General features: G+C 71.1%; 18 protein-coding genes. 15 read left to right on the top strand and 3 right to left on the bottom strand.

Annotated elements, in window-relative coordinates; translation table 11 throughout:
- The first annotated feature begins 32 nt into the window (after nucleotides 1-32).
- On the top strand, nucleotides 33-1,616 hold the full coding sequence (gene hflX, locus C4K88_RS06715) for a GTPase HflX (RefSeq protein WP_104120880.1): 1,584 nt from the start codon (nucleotides 33-35) through the stop codon (nucleotides 1,614-1,616).
- The gene (locus tag C4K88_RS06710; protein ID WP_104120879.1) at nucleotides 1,609-3,681 is read left to right on the top strand and encodes an ATP-dependent DNA helicase; all 2,073 of its coding nucleotides are present in this window, start codon (nucleotides 1,609-1,611) and stop codon (nucleotides 3,679-3,681) included. Before hflX ends, C4K88_RS06710 begins: the two co-directional genes overlap by 8 nt.
- Before the next feature lie 44 nt (nucleotides 3,682-3,725).
- On the opposite strand, the gene lexA is transcribed toward C4K88_RS06710, so the two are convergent.
- Nucleotides 3,726-4,454: a transcriptional repressor LexA gene (gene lexA / locus C4K88_RS06705; protein WP_438502332.1), complete on the bottom strand. Its 729-nt coding sequence runs from the start codon at nucleotides 4,452-4,454 to the stop codon at nucleotides 3,726-3,728.
- Between the two features lie 365 nt (nucleotides 4,455-4,819).
- Here lexA and C4K88_RS06700 point away from each other — a divergent pair, with 365 nt between their 5' ends.
- The 9 genes from C4K88_RS06700 (at nucleotide 4,820) to C4K88_RS06665 (ending at nucleotide 11,871) form a co-directional block, all read left to right on the top strand.
- Complete coding sequence (locus C4K88_RS06700; protein ID WP_241521753.1) at nucleotides 4,820-5,335, top strand: LysM peptidoglycan-binding domain-containing protein; 516 nt, start codon at nucleotides 4,820-4,822, stop codon at nucleotides 5,333-5,335.
- Nucleotides 5,336-5,416: 81 nt separating this feature from the next.
- Nucleotides 5,417-6,511, top strand: a complete 1,095-nt coding sequence (locus C4K88_RS06695; RefSeq protein ID WP_104120878.1) for a histidinol-phosphate transaminase — start codon at nucleotides 5,417-5,419, stop codon at nucleotides 6,509-6,511.
- Between the two features lie 118 nt (nucleotides 6,512-6,629).
- On the top strand, nucleotides 6,630-7,328 hold the full coding sequence (locus C4K88_RS06690) for a DUF2461 family protein (RefSeq protein WP_167398986.1): 699 nt from the start codon (nucleotides 6,630-6,632) through the stop codon (nucleotides 7,326-7,328).
- A 120-nt stretch (nucleotides 7,329-7,448) separates the two neighbouring features.
- On the top strand, nucleotides 7,449-8,066 hold the full coding sequence (gene hisB / locus C4K88_RS06685; RefSeq protein WP_104120876.1) for an imidazoleglycerol-phosphate dehydratase HisB: 618 nt from the start codon (nucleotides 7,449-7,451) through the stop codon (nucleotides 8,064-8,066).
- Nucleotides 8,063-8,701, top strand: coding sequence for an imidazole glycerol phosphate synthase subunit HisH (hisH, locus tag C4K88_RS06680; protein ID WP_104120875.1), 639 nt, complete (start codon nucleotides 8,063-8,065; stop codon nucleotides 8,699-8,701). The genes hisB and hisH overlap by 4 nt, the downstream gene beginning before the upstream one ends.
- 15 nt (nucleotides 8,702-8,716) lie before the next feature.
- Nucleotides 8,717-8,875, top strand: coding sequence for a CG2302 family histidine operon protein (locus tag C4K88_RS17335; protein ID WP_167398985.1), 159 nt, complete (start codon nucleotides 8,717-8,719; stop codon nucleotides 8,873-8,875).
- 57 nt (nucleotides 8,876-8,932) lie between these two features.
- On the top strand, nucleotides 8,933-9,691 hold the full coding sequence (gene priA, locus C4K88_RS06675; RefSeq protein WP_104120874.1) for a bifunctional 1-(5-phosphoribosyl)-5-((5-phosphoribosylamino)methylideneamino)imidazole-4-carboxamide isomerase/phosphoribosylanthranilate isomerase PriA: 759 nt from the start codon (nucleotides 8,933-8,935) through the stop codon (nucleotides 9,689-9,691).
- Nucleotides 9,688-10,542 (top strand): SseB family protein, encoded by an 855-nt coding sequence (locus tag C4K88_RS06670; protein ID WP_104120873.1) that lies wholly within the window; start codon nucleotides 9,688-9,690, stop codon nucleotides 10,540-10,542. The genes priA and C4K88_RS06670 overlap by 4 nt, the downstream gene beginning before the upstream one ends.
- Before the next feature lie 27 nt (nucleotides 10,543-10,569).
- Nucleotides 10,570-11,871: an MFS transporter gene (locus tag C4K88_RS06665; protein ID WP_104120872.1), complete on the top strand. Its 1,302-nt coding sequence runs from the start codon at nucleotides 10,570-10,572 to the stop codon at nucleotides 11,869-11,871.
- An 86-nt stretch (nucleotides 11,872-11,957) separates the two neighbouring features.
- On the opposite strand, the gene C4K88_RS06660 is transcribed toward C4K88_RS06665, so the two are convergent.
- Nucleotides 11,958-12,410, bottom strand: coding sequence for a DUF1844 domain-containing protein (locus C4K88_RS06660; RefSeq protein WP_104120871.1), 453 nt, complete (start codon nucleotides 12,408-12,410; stop codon nucleotides 11,958-11,960).
- Between the two features lie 233 nt (nucleotides 12,411-12,643).
- On the opposite strand from C4K88_RS06660, the gene infC reads away from it, so the two are divergent.
- From infC to C4K88_RS06640, 4 genes are all read left to right on the top strand, one after another.
- The gene (gene infC / locus C4K88_RS06655; protein ID WP_104120870.1) at nucleotides 12,644-13,825 is read left to right on the top strand and encodes a translation initiation factor IF-3; all 1,182 of its coding nucleotides are present in this window, start codon (nucleotides 12,644-12,646) and stop codon (nucleotides 13,823-13,825) included.
- 101 nt (nucleotides 13,826-13,926) lie between these two features.
- Nucleotides 13,927-14,121: a 50S ribosomal protein L35 gene (gene rpmI, locus C4K88_RS06650; protein ID WP_104120869.1), complete on the top strand. Its 195-nt coding sequence runs from the start codon at nucleotides 13,927-13,929 to the stop codon at nucleotides 14,119-14,121.
- Nucleotides 14,122-14,216: 95 nt separating this feature from the next.
- Nucleotides 14,217-14,606, top strand: a complete 390-nt coding sequence (rplT, locus tag C4K88_RS06645; RefSeq protein WP_104120868.1) for a 50S ribosomal protein L20 — start codon at nucleotides 14,217-14,219, stop codon at nucleotides 14,604-14,606.
- Between the two features lie 45 nt (nucleotides 14,607-14,651).
- The gene (locus C4K88_RS06640; protein WP_104120867.1) at nucleotides 14,652-15,584 is read left to right on the top strand and encodes a TrmH family RNA methyltransferase; all 933 of its coding nucleotides are present in this window, start codon (nucleotides 14,652-14,654) and stop codon (nucleotides 15,582-15,584) included.
- On the opposite strand, the gene C4K88_RS06635 is transcribed toward C4K88_RS06640, so the two are convergent.
- Nucleotides 15,558-16,826 (bottom strand): MFS transporter, encoded by a 1,269-nt coding sequence (locus C4K88_RS06635; protein WP_104120866.1) that lies wholly within the window; start codon nucleotides 16,824-16,826, stop codon nucleotides 15,558-15,560. The two genes, C4K88_RS06640 and C4K88_RS06635, sit on opposite strands and share 27 nt — an antisense overlap.

Raw genomic sequence — 16,826 nt, 5'->3', positions numbered from 1 at the left:
GTAGGATTGGACGACATCCATCTAGGGAGACTATGACCGAGAATCACGGACATTCCACCGGCGCCGACATGGGCCCGGAGGAAATCCAAGCCGTCATCGACCGGATCCTCGCCAGCGATGAAGCTGCCGTGGCGAAGGCAACGAAGGACACACCGGGAGCGGGGGACAGCCCCGCCCCGACCGAGAAGACCTGGCGAGCACGGGCCCAGGCGCTGTCCCACGACGACACGCCGTCGGACGCCGACGGAGACCAGCAGGACCTGGCCGAGCGCCGGGCTCTGCGGCGTGTCGCCGGCCTGTCCACGGAGCTCGAGGACGTCACCGAGGTCGAGTACCGGCAGCTCCGCCTGGAGCGCGTGGTCCTCGCCGGCCTGTGGAGCGAAGGGACGGCGCAGGACGCCGAGAACTCCCTCCAGGAACTCGCCGCACTGGCCGAGACCGCCGGGTCGGAAGTCCTCGACGGCATCGTGCAGCGGCGCCTCAAGCCGGACCCGGGTACCTTCCTCGGCTCGGGCAAGGCCCAGGAGCTCAAGGGCATCGTCCAGGCCACCGGTGCGGACACCGTCATCGTGGACAGCGAACTCTCGCCGTCGCAGCGCCGCGGGCTGGAGGACATCGTCAAGGTCAAGGTCATCGACCGCACCGCCCTGATCCTCGACATCTTCGCCCAGCACGCGAAGAGCCGCGAGGGCAAGGCGCAGGTCGAACTCGCGCAGCTCGAGTACCTCCTTCCGCGCCTCCGCGGCTGGGGCGAATCGATGTCCCGCCAGGCCGGTGGCCAGGTCGGCAGTGCGGGCGCCGGCATGGGCTCGCGTGGTCCGGGCGAGACCAAGATCGAACTCGACCGGCGCAAGATCCGCACGCGCATGGCGAAGCTCCGCCGTGAGATCGCGGGCATGAAGCCGGCCCGGGAGACCAAGCGGTCCAACCGACGCCGCAATCAGGTGCCGTCCGTGGCCATCGCCGGCTACACGAACGCCGGCAAGTCGTCCCTGCTGAACCGGCTCACCGACGCCGGGGTGCTCGTCGAGAACGCGCTGTTCGCGACACTGGATCCCACGGTCCGCCGGGCGGAGACCCCGGACGGGATCGGCTACACCCTCGCCGACACCGTCGGGTTCGTCCGCTCGCTGCCCACCCAGCTCATCGAGGCGTTCCGCTCGACCCTGGAGGAGGTCGCCGACTCCGATCTCATCCTCCACGTCGTCGACGCCTCCCACCCCGATCCCGAGGGGCAGATCGCCGCGGTCCGCGCCGTGCTGACCGAGGTCGACGCCCGCAGGGTGCCCGAGATCATCGTGCTGAACAAGGCCGACGCCGCCGATCCCTTCGTCATCGAGCGGCTGCGGCAGCGCGAACCCCGCACCGTCGTCGTCTCCGCGCGCACCGGCGAGGGGCTCACGGAGCTGCGCCAGCTCATCAGCACGAGCATCCCCCGCCCCGGCGTGAAGCTGGACCTCATGGTGCCGTACGAGCGCGGGGAGATCCTCAGCCGCCTCCACGAGGAGGACGTCGAGATCCTCGGCCTGGAGCACATCGGTGAGGGGACACGTCTGGAAGTGATGGTCCGGGAGGGCCTGGCCGCCGAGCTGGAGGCGTACGTCCGGCATGAGTGAGAGCACGCGGTCCGGCGCCGTGGCGGCGCCGGACGCGTCCCGCCACTCGGACGAAGCACGGCAGGCCCTCGAACTGCTCGACGCCGCAGTAGGCGCCATGGGCGGGGAGATGCGCGGCGGCCAGCACGAGATGGTCCGCCAGGTCAGCGAGTCGATCCGCTCGGGCGAGCACCTGCTCGTCCAGGCCGGCACGGGCACCGGAAAATCGCTCGCGTACCTCGTCCCACTGATCGCCCACGCGATGGACAGCGACCGGCCCTCGGTCGTCTCGACGGCGACGCTCGCCCTCCAGGCGCAGATCGTGGGCCGGGACCTCCCGCGCCTCCTGGACGCCGTACGGCCCGCGCTGACGCGGCCCGTCGACGTCGCCCTGCTCAAGGGGCGGTCGAACTACGTCTGCCTCCACAAGACCGGCGGCGGATTCCCGGAGGAGGACGCCCCCGGCACCCTCTTCACGCTCGGCGAGGACGCCGCGCCGCATCCGTCCCCGGCGGCGGACGCACCGTCCTCGGCCCTGGGTCGGGAGGTGGTACGGCTGCGGGACTGGGCCGAGGAGACCGCCACGGGTGACCGCGACGATCTCGTGCCCGGGGTGAGCGATCGCGCCTGGCGCCAGGTCTCCGTCTCCAGCATGGAGTGCCTCGGTGCTGCCCGGTGTCCGATGGCCGCAGAGTGCTTCAGCGAGAAGGCGCGGGCGGCCGCGGCGGACGCCGACATCATCATCACCAATCACGCGATGCTCGCAATCAGCGCCTTCGAGGGGCTCGCAGTGCTGCCGGAGTACGACGTCGTGGTCATCGACGAGGCGCACGAACTCCACGACCGCGTGACCGGCGCCGTCTCCGGCCAGCTCTCCGCCTCGATGGTGAGCGCGGCCGCCGCGGCCCTCCGCCGCCACGCCTCGATCACCACGGGCACGCTCGACACGGCGGCCGACGCGTTCGAGGCGGCCGCGGAGCTCGTCCCCTCGGGCCTGCTGCCCGGCGGCCTCCCGGAGGACCTCGAGCAGGCCCTCGCCCAGGTCCGGGACGCGTGCCGCGCCGCGCTGTCGGACACGAAGACGGACGGCAAGTCCGAGGCCGACGTCGACGGCGGCCGGCAGGTCGCCCGCTCCCGCACCACCCTGGTCTTCGAGCTCGCCGAGCGGATCCTCGCGGCATCGGACCTGGGCGAGGTGGTGTGGGCGTCGCGGCCCAGCACCTTCACGCCCGGCTCCGGCTACGCCCAGCCCGACGAGAGCGCGCCCGCCACGTTCAATGTCGCGCCGCTGTCCGTCGCCGGGCGTCTGCGGGAGGGACTGTTCGAGGACCACACCGTGATCCTGACCTCCGCGACCCTCGCCATCGGCTCCGAGTTCGGTCCCGTGGCCGGGTCACTGGGACTCAGCGGCCCCGGAGCGCCCGCCTGGAGCGGCGTCGACGTCGGAAGCCCCTTCGACTATCCCCGGCAGGGCGTCCTCTACGTGGCGAAGGACCTGCCGAAGCCCGAGCGCGGCACCTCGGAGGCCCAGCTCGAGGAGCTCCTGCGCCTGCTCACCGCGTCCAGGGGAGGCGCGCTGGGCCTGTTCTCGTCGAAGCGCGCCGCCGAGGAGGCCGCGGAGGCGCTGCGTCCGAAGGTCGACTTCGAGATCCTGTGCCAGGGGGAGTCCTCGCTCAACGCCCTGGTCACGCAGTTCACGGACGAACCGGACACTTGCCTGTTCGGCACCATGTCACTGTGGCAGGGCGTGGACGTGCCGGGGTCCTCGTGCCGCCTCGTCGTGATCGACCGCATCCCGTTCCCGCGGCCCGATGATCCGCTGATGACCGCACGGACCCGGGCGGTGGCCCGTAGCGGGGGCAACGGCTTCATGAGCGTGTCCGCGACGCATGCGGCGGTCCGGCTGGCGCAGGGCGCCGGGCGCCTGATCAGGGCCACGGGGGACCGCGGCGTGGTCGCCGTCCTGGACAGCCGCCTGGCCACCGCACGGTACGGGGGCTTCCTCCGTTCCGCCCTCCCGCCCTTCTGGGCGACGACGGACCGCGCGACCGTCACGGGCATCCTGGAACGGCTCTCCGGGCGCTGACACGTCCGGGCGTGCCCGCGCCGGGCGGGCCCGCCCTGCGCGGGCTACAGCGCGCGCATCACCGAGACGACCTTGCCCATGATGCTGGCATGGTCACCGAGGATGGGCTCGTAGCGGGTGTTCTGCGGCAGCAGCCACGTGTGCCCGTCCCGCTGCCGGAAGGTCTTGACGGTGGCCTCCTCGTCGAGCAGCGCAGCCACGATGTCGCCGTTCTGGGCGCTCTGCTGCCGGCGGACCACTACCCAGTCGCCGTCGCAGATGGCGGCGTCCACCATCGAATCCCCAGAGACCCGGAGCATGAACAGATCCCCGTGACCCACGAGCTGGCGCGGGAGGGGCATGACGTCCTCGACCACCTGGTCCGCGAGGATCGGTCCGCCCGCGGCGATGCGCCCGACCAGCGGCACCAGGGCGGTGTCGACGGCGATCCGGTGCTCGGCGGGCTTGCCGTCCGCGGACGTCCCGGGCTGGGCGTTCGAGGTGTCCGGGGCGAGGGTCAGGGGGAGGAGGACCTCCATGGCGCGAGGGCGTTTCGGGTCCCGGCGTACGTAGCCGAGCCGTTCCAGCTGCGACAGCTGATGGGTCACGCTGGACAGGCTCGCGAGGCCCACGGTGTCGCCGATCTCCCGCATGGACGGCGGATAGCCCTTGTCGGCGATCGACCGCTGGATCGTCTCGAGGATCGTCAGCTGCCGGGCGGTCAGCCCCTTGGACGCCGAGCGGCCGCGCGGCCTGCCCCGGCCCGCGGAGATGGGCACGGCGTCTGCCGACACATCGGCAGTGTTCGATTCCTGCCGGGCTGCCTCTGGTGATTCCGCCACTGTTGCGCCTTTCGCCTGGGATCGCTGATCCCGTCATCACCGCCGGTGCGCTTCCGTGGATCGGAAGCCGTTTTGTCAGAGGCGGCTGGTTGTGTGAGATGCATCGACCAGTGGACCGCCCTCGGAGGGCAGTATCCGCCGACGATGTCCTGATCTTTCTACGCTAGGACAGACGGAGGCAGTTTTCAAACATATGTTCGAGCGAGTCTCGACACGGGTCGATCGTAGATGCTAGAAATAGGCAGAGGCTTATTAGAACGTGTGTTCTAACCGGGATGTTCGTCCGGTCAGAGCATTCGAAGGAAAGAGGAACGGCAATGGTTACACCCGTACTGCATGGCAGCTCGCTGTGGACGCCCGCTCGCCCCGAGAACCACCTCCGGCTCGTCTCCGCGCCCGATCCGTCCTGGCCCACGACCCCGACCCCACCGGCCTTCGCGGCCGGCACCTCCACGCAGTCCCGTACCTCCACGCAGTCCCGTACCTCCATGCAGCCCCGTACCTCCACGCAGCGGAGTGCGGACCGTCCCCTGACCCTTACCCGGCGGGGACGCCTGCTGCTGGTCGGCCTGCCGATCGCGCTGGGCGTCGCAGCCCTGATCCTCCTCGCGGCCTTCCTGACGTCGCAGGCCCAGGCCGGGGAGTCGGCGCCGGCGTCCACAGCCACGGTCGAGGTGAGTGTCGCCAGCGGCGACACCCTGTGGGATCTCGCCGTCCATTACGCACCGGAGCGCGATCCCCGGGACGTCGTCGCGGAGATCGTCGAGCTGAACGACCTCCGGAGCTCCGTGGTGCAGGCCGGGCAGAGTATCGCGGTACCCGCCGCGGGATGAGCGGAACTGCCGCGGGATGAGCATCGCGCGCTCGCCCCGGCCCGTTCGCCCCTGGAAGACGGCGTCCCTTAAACTGGCGGGGTGCCCTCCTCTGTCGAAGCCCTCGCCAACCTTCCCCTGCGTGACGACCTCGTCGGGTTGCACCCGTACGGCGCCCCGCAGTTGGACGTCCCGATCCTGCTCAACGTCAACGAGAACACCTACGGCGTTCCGGCAGACGTGCACGCGGCCATCGTGGAAGCCGTGGCGGAGGCGACCCAGGGCCTCAACCGCTACCCCGACCGTGAATTCACGGAGCTGCGGAAGAATCTCGCCGCTTATCTCGGGCACGGTCTGACACCGGATCAGCTGTGGGCCGCCAACGGATCCAACGAGGTGCTGCAGCAGGTCCTCCAGGCGTTCGGCGGGCCCGGTCGGACCGCGATCGGGTTCCCTCCCACCTACTCGATGTACCCCCTGCTCGCCAGCGGAACCGGTACGCGCTACGTCACCGCCGCCCGCGGCGCGGCCTACACCATGACGCCGGAGGGCACCGCCCGGGCGGTCCGTGACTCGGGAGCGAACATCGTGTTCCTGTGCTCGCCGAACAACCCCACCGGGACGGCGCTGGGACTCGACGTCGTCGAGGCGGCCTACGAGGCAGGCGAGGACGCGCGCGCCATCATCATCGTGGACGAGGCGTATGGCGAGTTCGCCCAGGAGGGCACCGCCAGTGCCCTCACCCTGCTGCCCGGACGCCCGCGCCTGCTCGTGTCCCGGACCATGAGCAAGGCCTTCGCCCTCGCCGGGGCGCGGATCGGCTACCTCGCGGCGGCGCCGGAGATCACGGACGCCCTGCGGCTGGTTCGGCTGCCCTACCACCTCTCCGCCATCACCCAGGCTGCCGCCAACGCCGCGCTCACCCACGCGGACACCCTCCTGGCGAACGTCGAGGCGATCAAGGTGCAGCGCGATCGCATCGTGCGGGAACTCGAGGCCCTCGGGCTCTCACCGGCGCCGTCCGATTCGAACTTCGTCTTCTTCACGGGCCTCGACGATCCCCACCGCGTCTGGCAGGGCCTCCTGGACGCAGGCGTCCTCATCCGGGATGTCGGTATCCCGGGATCCCTGCGGGTCACCGCCGGCACGGAAGCGGAGACGACGGCATTCCTGAAGGCGCTGGCGACGCTGCTCTGACGCCTGACGCGGGACGCACTCAGCCCGACCGGAGCCCTGGCTAAGCCCTGCCGCAGCCCTGTCGGAGCCGTGCCGTCGGCACTTGCGCCGTTCAGGGCGATCACCCATCATGGCTCGCATGGCTCGCATGGATCGCCCGATCTTCGATGAGGCGCAGGCGTTCTTCGCCCAGCTGGAGGCGGAGAACACGCGCGAGGCCTGGGCGCGCCGGCGAACGCTGTACGACACCGGCATCCGGCCGGTCTTCGCCGCGGTGTGCGCAGCGCTGACGACCTTCTCGGACTGGCGGATCTACCGCCCGCACAACGACGTCCGCTTCCGGGCGGACAGTCCGCCCTACAAGACCTTCATCGGCGCGGTCTCCGAGCGGCCCGACGGGGTGGGGGCATTCCTCCGTGTGGGCAGCCTCGGCCTGCTCGTCGCGACCGGCCTGCCGTTCCCCGCGGCGGACCAGCTCGCCGCGTTCCGGGCCGCGGTGGCCGACGACGCCTCGGGCCCGGCCCTGATCGCGGTCATCAGTGCGCTCACCGTGCGGGGCATGATGATCCGGCCCGGACGGGCCCAGCCCCTGAAGGGCGTCCCGCGGGGCTACCCCGCGGACCACCCCAGGGCGGATCTGCTGCGGTGGAAGGGGATCGAGGTCAATCACCGCGTCCGCCGGCCCGCGTGGGCGGATGTTCCCTCCGCCTCGGCCGGGATCGACGACCTCCTGCGCGAACCCGCAGCGCTGCACGAGTGGCTGGCCCGCTACGTGGGGGCGTCCGCCCTCACCGCCGAGGACCGGTTCGGTCCCCGTCGAGGGACCGGCGCACGCTGACGCGAACCTCTCGACCCGCTGCGCCTAGACTTGAAGGGCAGGACCGCCGGGCGGCTCGCGCCGCCCGTCCTGGTCCCACGACGATCCGCGCCGGAATGGTGCACACAGAAGGAAGAAGCCATGACAGTTGATGCCGCCCGCGGCCGTACGGCCCGTATCGAGCGCGTCACGAGCGAGTCCAAGGTCCTCGTGGAGCTCGATCTCGACGGCACCGGGGTGTCGTCGATCGACACCACGGTGCCGTTCTACGACCACATGCTCACCGCCCTGTCGAAGCACTCGCTCATCGACATGACCATCGCCTCCTCCGGGGACACCCACATCGACGTCCACCACACGGTGGAGGACACGGCCATCGCGATCGGCGAGGCCCTGCGGATCGCCCTCGGCACGAAGGCCGGGATCCGGCGCTTCGGCGAGGCCACCGTCCCGCTGGACGAGGCACTCGCCAACGCCGTCGTCGACATCTCGGGCCGCCCCTTCCTCGTGCACGGCGGGGAGCCGGCCGGCCAGGAGTACCACCTCATCGGCGGGCACTTCACGGGATCGCTGACACGCCACGTCTTCGAGGCGCTCGCCCTGCACGCCCAGATCTGCCTGCACGTCACCGTCATCGCCGGCCGCGACCCGCACCACATCGTCGAGGCGCAGTTCAAGGCACTCGCCCGTGCGCTCCGCGCCGCCGTCGAACCGGACCCCCGGGTCGAGGGCATCCCGTCCACGAAGGGAGCCCTGTGACAGCGCGCACCGTCACCGTCCTCGACTACGGATCGGGCAACGTCCACTCCGTGGTGCGCGCCCTCGAACACGTGGGCGCGAACGTCGTCCTGAGTGCCAAGCCCGACGACGTCCTGAACGCCGACGGACTCCTCGTCCCCGGTGTCGGGGCCTTCGCCGCCGTCATGAAGGGCCTCAAGGACGTCGACGCCCTCCGGATGATCGGGCGCCGGGTTGCCGGCGGCCGCCCCGTGCTGGGGATCTGCGTGGGACTGCAGGTCCTGTTCGACGAGGGCGTGGAGCACGGCGTGCGCACGCCCGGCATGGGCGAATGGCCCGGCACCGTCGAACGGCTCAAGGCCGACGTCGTGCCCCACATGGGCTGGAACACCGTGGAACCGCCGGAGGACACCGTCCTGTTCGACGGCCTCGCCGACGAGCGGTTCTACTTCGTGCACTCCTACGGCGTGCAGGACTGGTCCTTCGACGTCACCCAGCCCGCCATGAAGCCCCCGCAGGTCACCTGGTCCGACCACGGCGGCCGGTTCATCGCCGCCGTCGAGAACGGCCCGCTCAGCGCCACCCAGTTCCACCCCGAGAAGTCCGGTGACGCGGGGGCGCAGCTCCTGCGCAACTGGATCGACGGGCTGCGCTGATCCAGTGGTGAACCGATGCTGAGCCTCGTGCTCATGGGCGTCGCCGGTCTCCTCATCGGCGGCGCCTTCTCCCTGCGCGGCCAGGAATTCCCGCGCTGGGTGTGGATCGCATTCCTCGCCCTCGCCGGTCTGGCCCTCCTGGCCGCCTACCTGTTCACACTGCCCGGCGACTGACCCAGCCTCCCACCGCCACAACCCACCGCGGCCCCGCCGCCCGTACGAAAGCAGACCATGAGCCCCCTCACTGAAACGCCCACCCTCGAGCTCCTCCCCGCCGTCGACGTCGCCGACGGCCAGGCCGTCCGCCTGGTCCAGGGAGAGGCGGGCAGCGAGACCGGTTACGGGGATCCGGTGGACGCCGCCCGTGCCTGGCAGGACGCCGGCGCCGAGTGGGTGCACCTCGTGGACCTCGACGCCGCCTTCGGCCGCGGGTCCAACAAGGACCTGCTCGAGCGCGTCGTCCGGAGCCTCGACATCAAGGTGGAACTGTCCGGGGGCATCCGCGACGACGCATCGCTGGACGCGGCGCTGGAACTCGGTGCGACGCGCGTCAACCTCGGCACCGCGGCCCTCGAGAACCCCGAGTGGACGGAGCGGGTGATCGCCCGGTACGGGGACGCCGTCGCCGTCGGGCTCGACGTCCGGGGGACCACGCTCGCAGCACGCGGCTGGACCGAGGAGGGCGGGGACCTGTGGGAGGTCCTCCAGCGACTCGAGGACGCCGGCTGCGCGCGCTACGTCGTGACGGACGTGACGAAGGACGGCACGCTGAAGGGCCCGAACCTCGCGCTCCTGCGGGAGGTCCTCACGAAGACCACCCGCCCCGTCGTCGCCTCGGGCGGTATCTCCAGCCTCGACGACATCGCCGCCCTCCGCGAGCTCGCGCCCCTCGGGCTCGAAGGCGCGATCGTGGGCAAGGCCCTCTACGCCGGGGCCTTCACCCTGCCGCAGGCACTGGACGTGGCAGGGCTGCCCGCCTCGGACGCGTGAGCGGCCGGCAACTCCCCGCCCACATCGCCGCGGCCCTCGCCGGCAACACGACCGATTCCGCCGGGCGGCCCTGGGCGGGCCGCGACCTGTCCGGTCCGGAGAACCCGCTGCACGCCTTCGACGACGACGACGGCTCGGCCGACCCAGGGCTCGTCGCAGCGCTGGCCGGGCTCCTGCAGCCCGGAACAGGGAGCGGGACTGCCGAGCGGGCAGTGGTCGAGGCCCTCACCACGGCCCGGGTGTTCATCCCGATCGTCGCCCTGCTCAGCGAGCAGGCCGAGGGTGCCTCCGGGCTGCACGCCGACAAGGAGGCCGAGATGGCGCTCGTCACGCTCACGTCGCCCGACGGCCGGAAGGCACTTCCGGTCTTCTCCACGACCGAGGCCCTGGCGCGCTGGCACGGCGAGGCGCGGCCCGTCGCGGCGTATGCGTCGCGTGCGGCCCTCGCGGCGGCCGCCGAGGACGCGCAGCTGATGGTGCTCGACCCCGGGGCCGACCTCACCTTCGTTGTGCGGCGCCCCGCCGTCTGGGCCCTGGCCCAGCAGGTCCCCTGGACGCCGTCGTACGAGGACCCGGCCGTGGCGTTCCTCGTCGAGGAGGCGGCCGGCCGGCAGGAGGAGGTCCTCACGGTGGGCCTGCGCCCGGCCGGCGGAGTGCTGACGCGGACCGCCGACGGTAGCATTGCGTCCGGTGGGGGACCGGGCCCCGAACTCCGCATGGATCTCCAGCTCCGCCCGGGCCTGTCTCCCGACGGGGTGCGCGACGCCGTCGCGTCCTTCCGCGGGAAGCTCCTGGACCTCACCGACTTCGTGGACCGCGTCGATTCGCTCGACATCAAACTCACCCGCTGACGGGGTCGTCGGCCAGAAAGTCGAACAGTGAACTTCGCCGTATACCGGGACCTGCTGCGCATCCGCTCCGTCCGGAGGCTGCTCCTCGTCGGGATGATCGCCCGCTTCCCGCACTCGGCCGCCGGGGTACTGCTCACGCTGCACGTGGTCCAGACCCTCGACCGCGGCTATGCGGAAGCGGGCGCCGTCGCCGCCGTCGTCACGATCGGCATCGCCGTGGGTGCGCCCTGGCGCGGCCGGCGGATCGACAGTGCGGGACTGCGCCGCGCGCTCATCCCGTCGGTCGTCGCGGAGGCCGTCATCTGGTCCGTCGCCCCGCACCTGTCCTACCAGTGGCTGCTCGTCGCGGCGCTGATCGGCGGGCTCTTCACCCTGCCGGCCTTCTCCGTGATCCGGCAGGCACTCGGCGTCCTCGTGGACGGCGACCGGCGGCGCACCGCGTACACGCTCGACGCCATCTCCACCGAGGTCATCTTCATGGCAGGCCCTGCCGTGGGCGTGGTCCTGGCCACCCAGGTGTCCACCGTGCTCGGCCTGACCCTGGTCGGGATAGCCTCGGCTTCCGCGGGCCTCTTCCTCATGTGGTTCAACCCGCCCACGCGATCGGACCAGCTCCCCGACGCCGTCACGGTCGCGGCGTCCGCCCCGGCCGGCATGAACGAGGCAGCGGCCGATCTCATCGGTGCCCGGAGCGCCGGTGCCCCGGAGCGGCGTACGGCGTCGCTACTGCGTAGGGGGATCCGGAGGGCGCTGCCCTGGCTGACGGTGCCGCTGGTCATGGTCATGATCACCGCCGCGGGTGCCGGACTCCTCCTCTCGGGAACCGAGGTGGGCATCGTCGCGGCGCTCGAGCAGACGGGCAACGAGAGCAGCCTCGGCCTCGTCTTCGTGGCGTGGTGCGCCGCATCGGTGGTCGGCGGGCTCGTCTATGGCGCGCTGCACCGGCCGATCCCGCCGTCGCTCCTGCTGCTCGGGATGGCGCTGCTGACACTGCCCATGGGCTTCGCCGAGACCACGCTGTCGCTGGCCCTGCTCTCCATCCCGGCCGGTCTGCTCTGCGCGCCCGTCCTCTCCGCCGCCTCCGAGAAGGTGGCGGACCTCGTGGCCGAGGACCGACGCGGCGAGGCGATGGGCTGGTACGGCTCGGCGCTGACCTCCGGGGTCGCCCTCGGGGCGCCGGTCGCCGGACTCCTCATCGATGCCGTCGGACCCTGGGGCGGCTTCACCGCGGTGGGCCTCGTCGGGGCGCTCCTCGGCGCCGCCGGCTTCCTGGCGCGGAACCTGGGCAGTAGGACGAAGGCGACGGACACCGCGGGCCTCTCCCGGTAGGTCGGCGGCGCGGTCGGGACTCCGATGGAAACGGCCCGCACCCGGATGGGTGCGGGCCGTTCCCGTGCCTGCCGGTCAGGGGCGGGTCAGTTGACCGGACCCGTGTACTTCTCGCCGGGGCCCTGGCCGGGTGCGTCCGGGATGATCGAGGCCTCGCGGAACGCGAGCTGCAGCGACCGGAGCCCGTCACGCAGCGGTCCTGCGTGCTGGGATCCGATCTCCGGCGCGGCGGCCGTGACGAATCCGGCCAGCGCGGTGATCAGCTTCCGGGCCTCGTCGAGGTCCTTGAGCTGCTCGGCGTTCTCCTCGTGGCCGAGGCCGCACTTCACGGCGGCGGCGCTCATGAGGTGTACTGCCGACGTCACGATGACTTCCACCGCGGCCACCTCGGAGATGTCCCGCATCTGCTGCCGGACGCCCTGCTCGGCCTCCTCCGACGGGCCGGAGGCGTGGTCCTGCTCCTCGGAGAAGCTGCGGCGCGAGGGCGTGGCCGGTCCGTCGGAGGGGGAGTGCTGCGGGTTGTCGTGTGGCGTGTCCATGCTGGTAAGCTTGGCATAGACCAACCGGTCGCTGTTAGTCGCTGTGCTCTTCGAGCAGACTCAGATGCCGGTATGCAAGCGGAGTCCTCTCCCACCCGCGTTTGCCTGGTGCGACCTCAGGTCGCATTGCAGGTAGCCGGGTCCCTGGTCGGTCCTGCCGGCGATCGTGCAGGAAGCTCCGGCTTCCGCGCATCACCGATGATCGATCGTCGAGGCCTCCTATTGCGCATGCGATGGGAGGCCTTCTTTCGTCCGCAGGCGGTTTTCAGCTCGAGAATCCACAGGAGTCACACATTAGCGAGCCAAGAATCAACGATCGTATCCGCGTTCCCGAGGTGCGGTTGGTCGGACCTGCCGGCGAACAGGTAGGAATCGTCCGTATCGAAGACGCCCTCCGACTTGCCGCCGAATCCGACCTGGATCTTGTCGAGGTGGCACCGCAGGCCAAGCCGCCGGTCGCCAAGCTCATGGATTTTGGTAAGTACAAGTACGAAGCGGCCGTCAAGGCGCGCGAGGCACGGAAGAACCAGACCAACACGGTCCTGAAGGAGATCCGCTTCCGCCTCAAGATCGACACCCACGACTACGAGACCAAGCGCGGGCACGCCATGCGCTTCCTCGGCGCCGGTGACAAGGTCAAGGCCATGATCCAGTTCCGCGGTCGTGAGCAGCAGCGCCCCGAGATGGGCATCCGCCTGCTCCAGAAGTTCGCGGACGACGTCGCCGAGGTCGGCATCGTCGAATCCTCGCCGCGCATCGACGGACGCAACATGGTCATGGTGATCGGTCCCACGAAGAACAAGGCCGAAGCCAAGGCGGAGGCGCGCCGGGAGACCCAGCGTGCCGAGGCGAAGGCCGCCAACGAGGTCGCCAAGGCCGGTGGCGAGCCCAAGCGGGTCGACACCTCCGGTTCCAGCGGTGCACCGTTGACGCAGTCCCTCGCGGACCTGCTGCCCGAGGGCTACGAGATCAGGAGCGAGCCGGCGCCCGTGAAGGCTCCCGTGCAGGAAGCCCCCGAGGCTCCTGTGAAGGAGGCTGCACCGGCGCCCACCGAGGCTCCGGCCGCGGCGGCACCGGCTGCGTCTGCCCCGACTCAGGCTGCACCCGCCCGACAGGCCGCACCGGCCCGTTCGGCGGCTCCCGCCCGCACCTCGTCGGCCCCGCGGTCCACATCGTCGAGGCCCGCGGCCGAGCGCCCTGCGCCGTCCCGTTCCTCCGCCCCCGCGGCACGGACCGAGAACGCCGCTCCGGCAGCCTCGCCGGAAGCGGCGCCTGCGCCGAAGCCGGCCGTGTCGGCAAAGCCCATGGCGATGCCGAAGCCCGGAGTGCCCAGGCCACCGGCCCCCAAGCCAGCCGGACGGACAACTCCTCCCAAGAGCCCGACCAGCCGCCCCAAGCCCGGAAGCACGGACTAGGGCTCCGGCCCTGTCCTACCGGGTACGACAAACCAGCAGGCACCCCCGGGTGCCGAACTCCGGGTGCACCTGCCCCGGCTATCCAAAGGAGATCGGTTCCCATGCCGAAGATGAAGACCCACAGCGGCGCCAAGAAGCGCTTCAAGCTCACCGGCAGCGGCAAGCTCAAGCGCCAGCAGGCCAACCGCCGCCACTACCTCGAGCACAAGTCCTCGACCGTGACGCGCCGTCTCGCCGGCGACAAGATCGTCTCGAAGGCCGACACCAAGACCATCAAGAAGATGCTGGGCGTCTAACCACCAATCCACCCCCTCCCGGGAAAGCGTCGGCACTCACGGTGCAACGCTCACGGCTCCAGCCGTGACCGGAGAAGAACTGAAGGAGTACGCACGTGGCACGTGTGAAGCGGGCAGTCAATGCCCACAAGAAGCGTCGGGTCATCCTCGAGCGCGCCAAGGGTTACCGCGGCCAGCGTTCGCGCCTGTACCGCAAGGCGAAGGAGCAGCTGCTCCACTCGTTCGTCTACAGCTACGGCGACCGCCGCAAGCGCAAGGGTGACTTCCGTCGCCTCTGGATCCAGCGCATCAATGCTGCGTCCCGCGCCAACGGCCTGACCTACAACCGCCTGATCCAGGGCCTCAAGGCCGCCGACATCCAGGTCGACCGCCGGATGCTCGCCGATCTCGCCGTCACCGACGGCGCGGCCTTCGCTGCCCTCGTGCAGCTCGCCAAGGACGCCCTTCCGGCGGACACCTCGGCCCCGCTCAAGGCCTCGGCCTAGGCGCATCGGCTGCTGCGGGCCCTCGAGCCCGCGCACCGGATGACGATGACTGTGAACGGACGCCCCCAGGCGCCACTGATGACCAACACCCATGCTGACCGGGTGAAGGAGGTGGCCCGCCTGGCCGGGCGTCCGTCGCGTTTAAGGCGACGGGAGTTCCTGGCCGAGGGGCCCCAGGCCGTCCGGGAGGCCCTGCGCCTGCATCTCGCCCGCCACGCGGACGGGCAGGACGGCGTCGTCGTCGATGTGTACGCCACGGCCGACGCCCTCGAGCGCCACCCCGACATCGCCGACCTCTCCCACCAGGACGGCGTTCCGGCCGTGCGGCTGGTCACCGCCGAGGTCCTCGCCGCCATGTCCTCCACGGTCACGCCCCAGGGCTTCATCGCGGTGTGCCGGTTCGTGGACGTCCCCCTCGAGGCCGTGCTCTCCGCCGCCCCGCGCCTCGTCGCCGTCCTCGTGGAGGTACGGGACCCGGGCAACGCCGGCACCATCATCCGGGCGGCGGACTCCGCCGGCGCCGACGCCGTCATCCTCACCGGCGCCAGCGTGGACCCCTACAATCCGAAGACCGTGCGCTCCACCGTGGGCTCCCTCTTCCACCTGCCGCTCGTGCTCGGCGTCGACCTCGACGGGCTCCCGGAGCGTCTGCGGGACGCGGGCATGACCGTCCTCGCCGCCGACGGCTACGGCAGCACCAGCCTCGATGACCTGCAGGACGCCAGCGCGCAGCGCCGGTTCGCCGTGGCCGGTGAGGCACGGACCGACGACGCCAGGACCGACGGCTCCCCGGTGCACCTGGAGGACGCCGGCGCCTGGCTGTTCGGCAACGAGGCGCAGGGCCTCCCCGCCGAGGCCACCGCTGCTGCGGATGCGCGGGTCGCCGTGCCCATCTACGGCAGCGCGGAGTCCCTCAACGTCGGCACCGCCGCCACCGTGTGCCTCTACGCCTCAGCCCGCGCGCAGCGCGTCCGCTGAGTCCGCCGGCTCCGACGATCCTGCCTCCGGGCGCCCTCTGCGCTCGGTGCTGCGCCGATCCATCCTGCCGCTGAGCAGCGCGATGCCGAGCCCCAGGACCGCGAGCACGGCACCCACCAGGGCGGGTGCGGTGAAGCCCCAGCCGGCGGCGATGACCGCGCCGCCGAGCGCCGCGCCGAGCGCGTTGGCCGTGTTCAGCGACGAATGGTTCATCGACGACGCGAGCGACGGCGCTCCGGGCGAGACGTCCAGGAGGCGGGCCGTCAGGGGCGGGATGAGCGCCGATCCGCTCGTGCCGACCAGGAAGACGAAGAGGCAGGCCGTCCAGGGAAGAGTCGCCGCGAGGGGGAACAGCAGCAGCACCACCGTGATGGCCACCATGACGCCGTAGATGCTGCCCATGATGGACCTGTCCGCGAGGCGGCCGCCCACGATGTTGCCGACCACCATGCCCACGCCGTACAGCGCGACCACGAGGGGCAGGAGCGATGCGCTGAGGCCCGCCACCTCGGTCATGGTCGGGGAGATGTACGAGTAGACCGCGAAGAACCCGCCGAAGCCGACGATCCCGATCAGCAGGGTCATCCAGAGCTGCGGGCGGCGCAGGGCGCCGAGTTCCGTGCGGATGCTCGCGCCGGGCCTGACAGGGACGTCAGGGACGAAGGCGCGGACGAGCACCAGCGTCGTCGCCCCGATCAGTCCCACCAACAGGAACATGGAACGCCAGCCGAACTGCTGGCCGAGCCAGGTGGCGAACGGGACACCCACCACATTGGCGATACTGAGGCCGAGCATCACCATGGCGATGGCGCGTCCCCGGCGCGCGGGGTCCGCGAGGGACGCGGCGATGACGGCGGCCACACCGAAATAGGCTCCGTGCGGGAGGCCCGCGAGGAAGCGCGAGGCGAGCATCCAGCCGAAACCGGTTGCGAAGTAGGAGGACAGGTTGGCCACGGTGATGAGGGCCATGAGCGCGAGGGCGACGGCGCGCTGCGGCCTCTTCGCGCCCAGCGTGGCGAGGACCGGCGCGCCGACCACGACGCCGAGGGCGTAGGCGGAGATCACGTGCCCGCCCTGCGCGTAGTCGACGCCGAGATCCGCCCGCATCTCCTCCAGCAGACCCATGATGGTGAACTCGGTGGTGCCGATGGCGAAGCCGCCCACCGCGAGTGCGCCGATGGCGAGGAGGAGCGGCCGGCCGGTGAGCCGGTTCGGCGTCGACGGGGGAGCGGAAGCGGTCAT

The sequence above is a fragment of the Arthrobacter pityocampae genome (assembly GCF_002927275.1).
In the GTDB taxonomy this organism is placed as follows: domain Bacteria; phylum Actinomycetota; class Actinomycetes; order Actinomycetales; family Micrococcaceae; genus Arthrobacter_D; species Arthrobacter_D pityocampae.
This window is presented reverse-complemented; position numbering and strand designations above follow the sequence as displayed.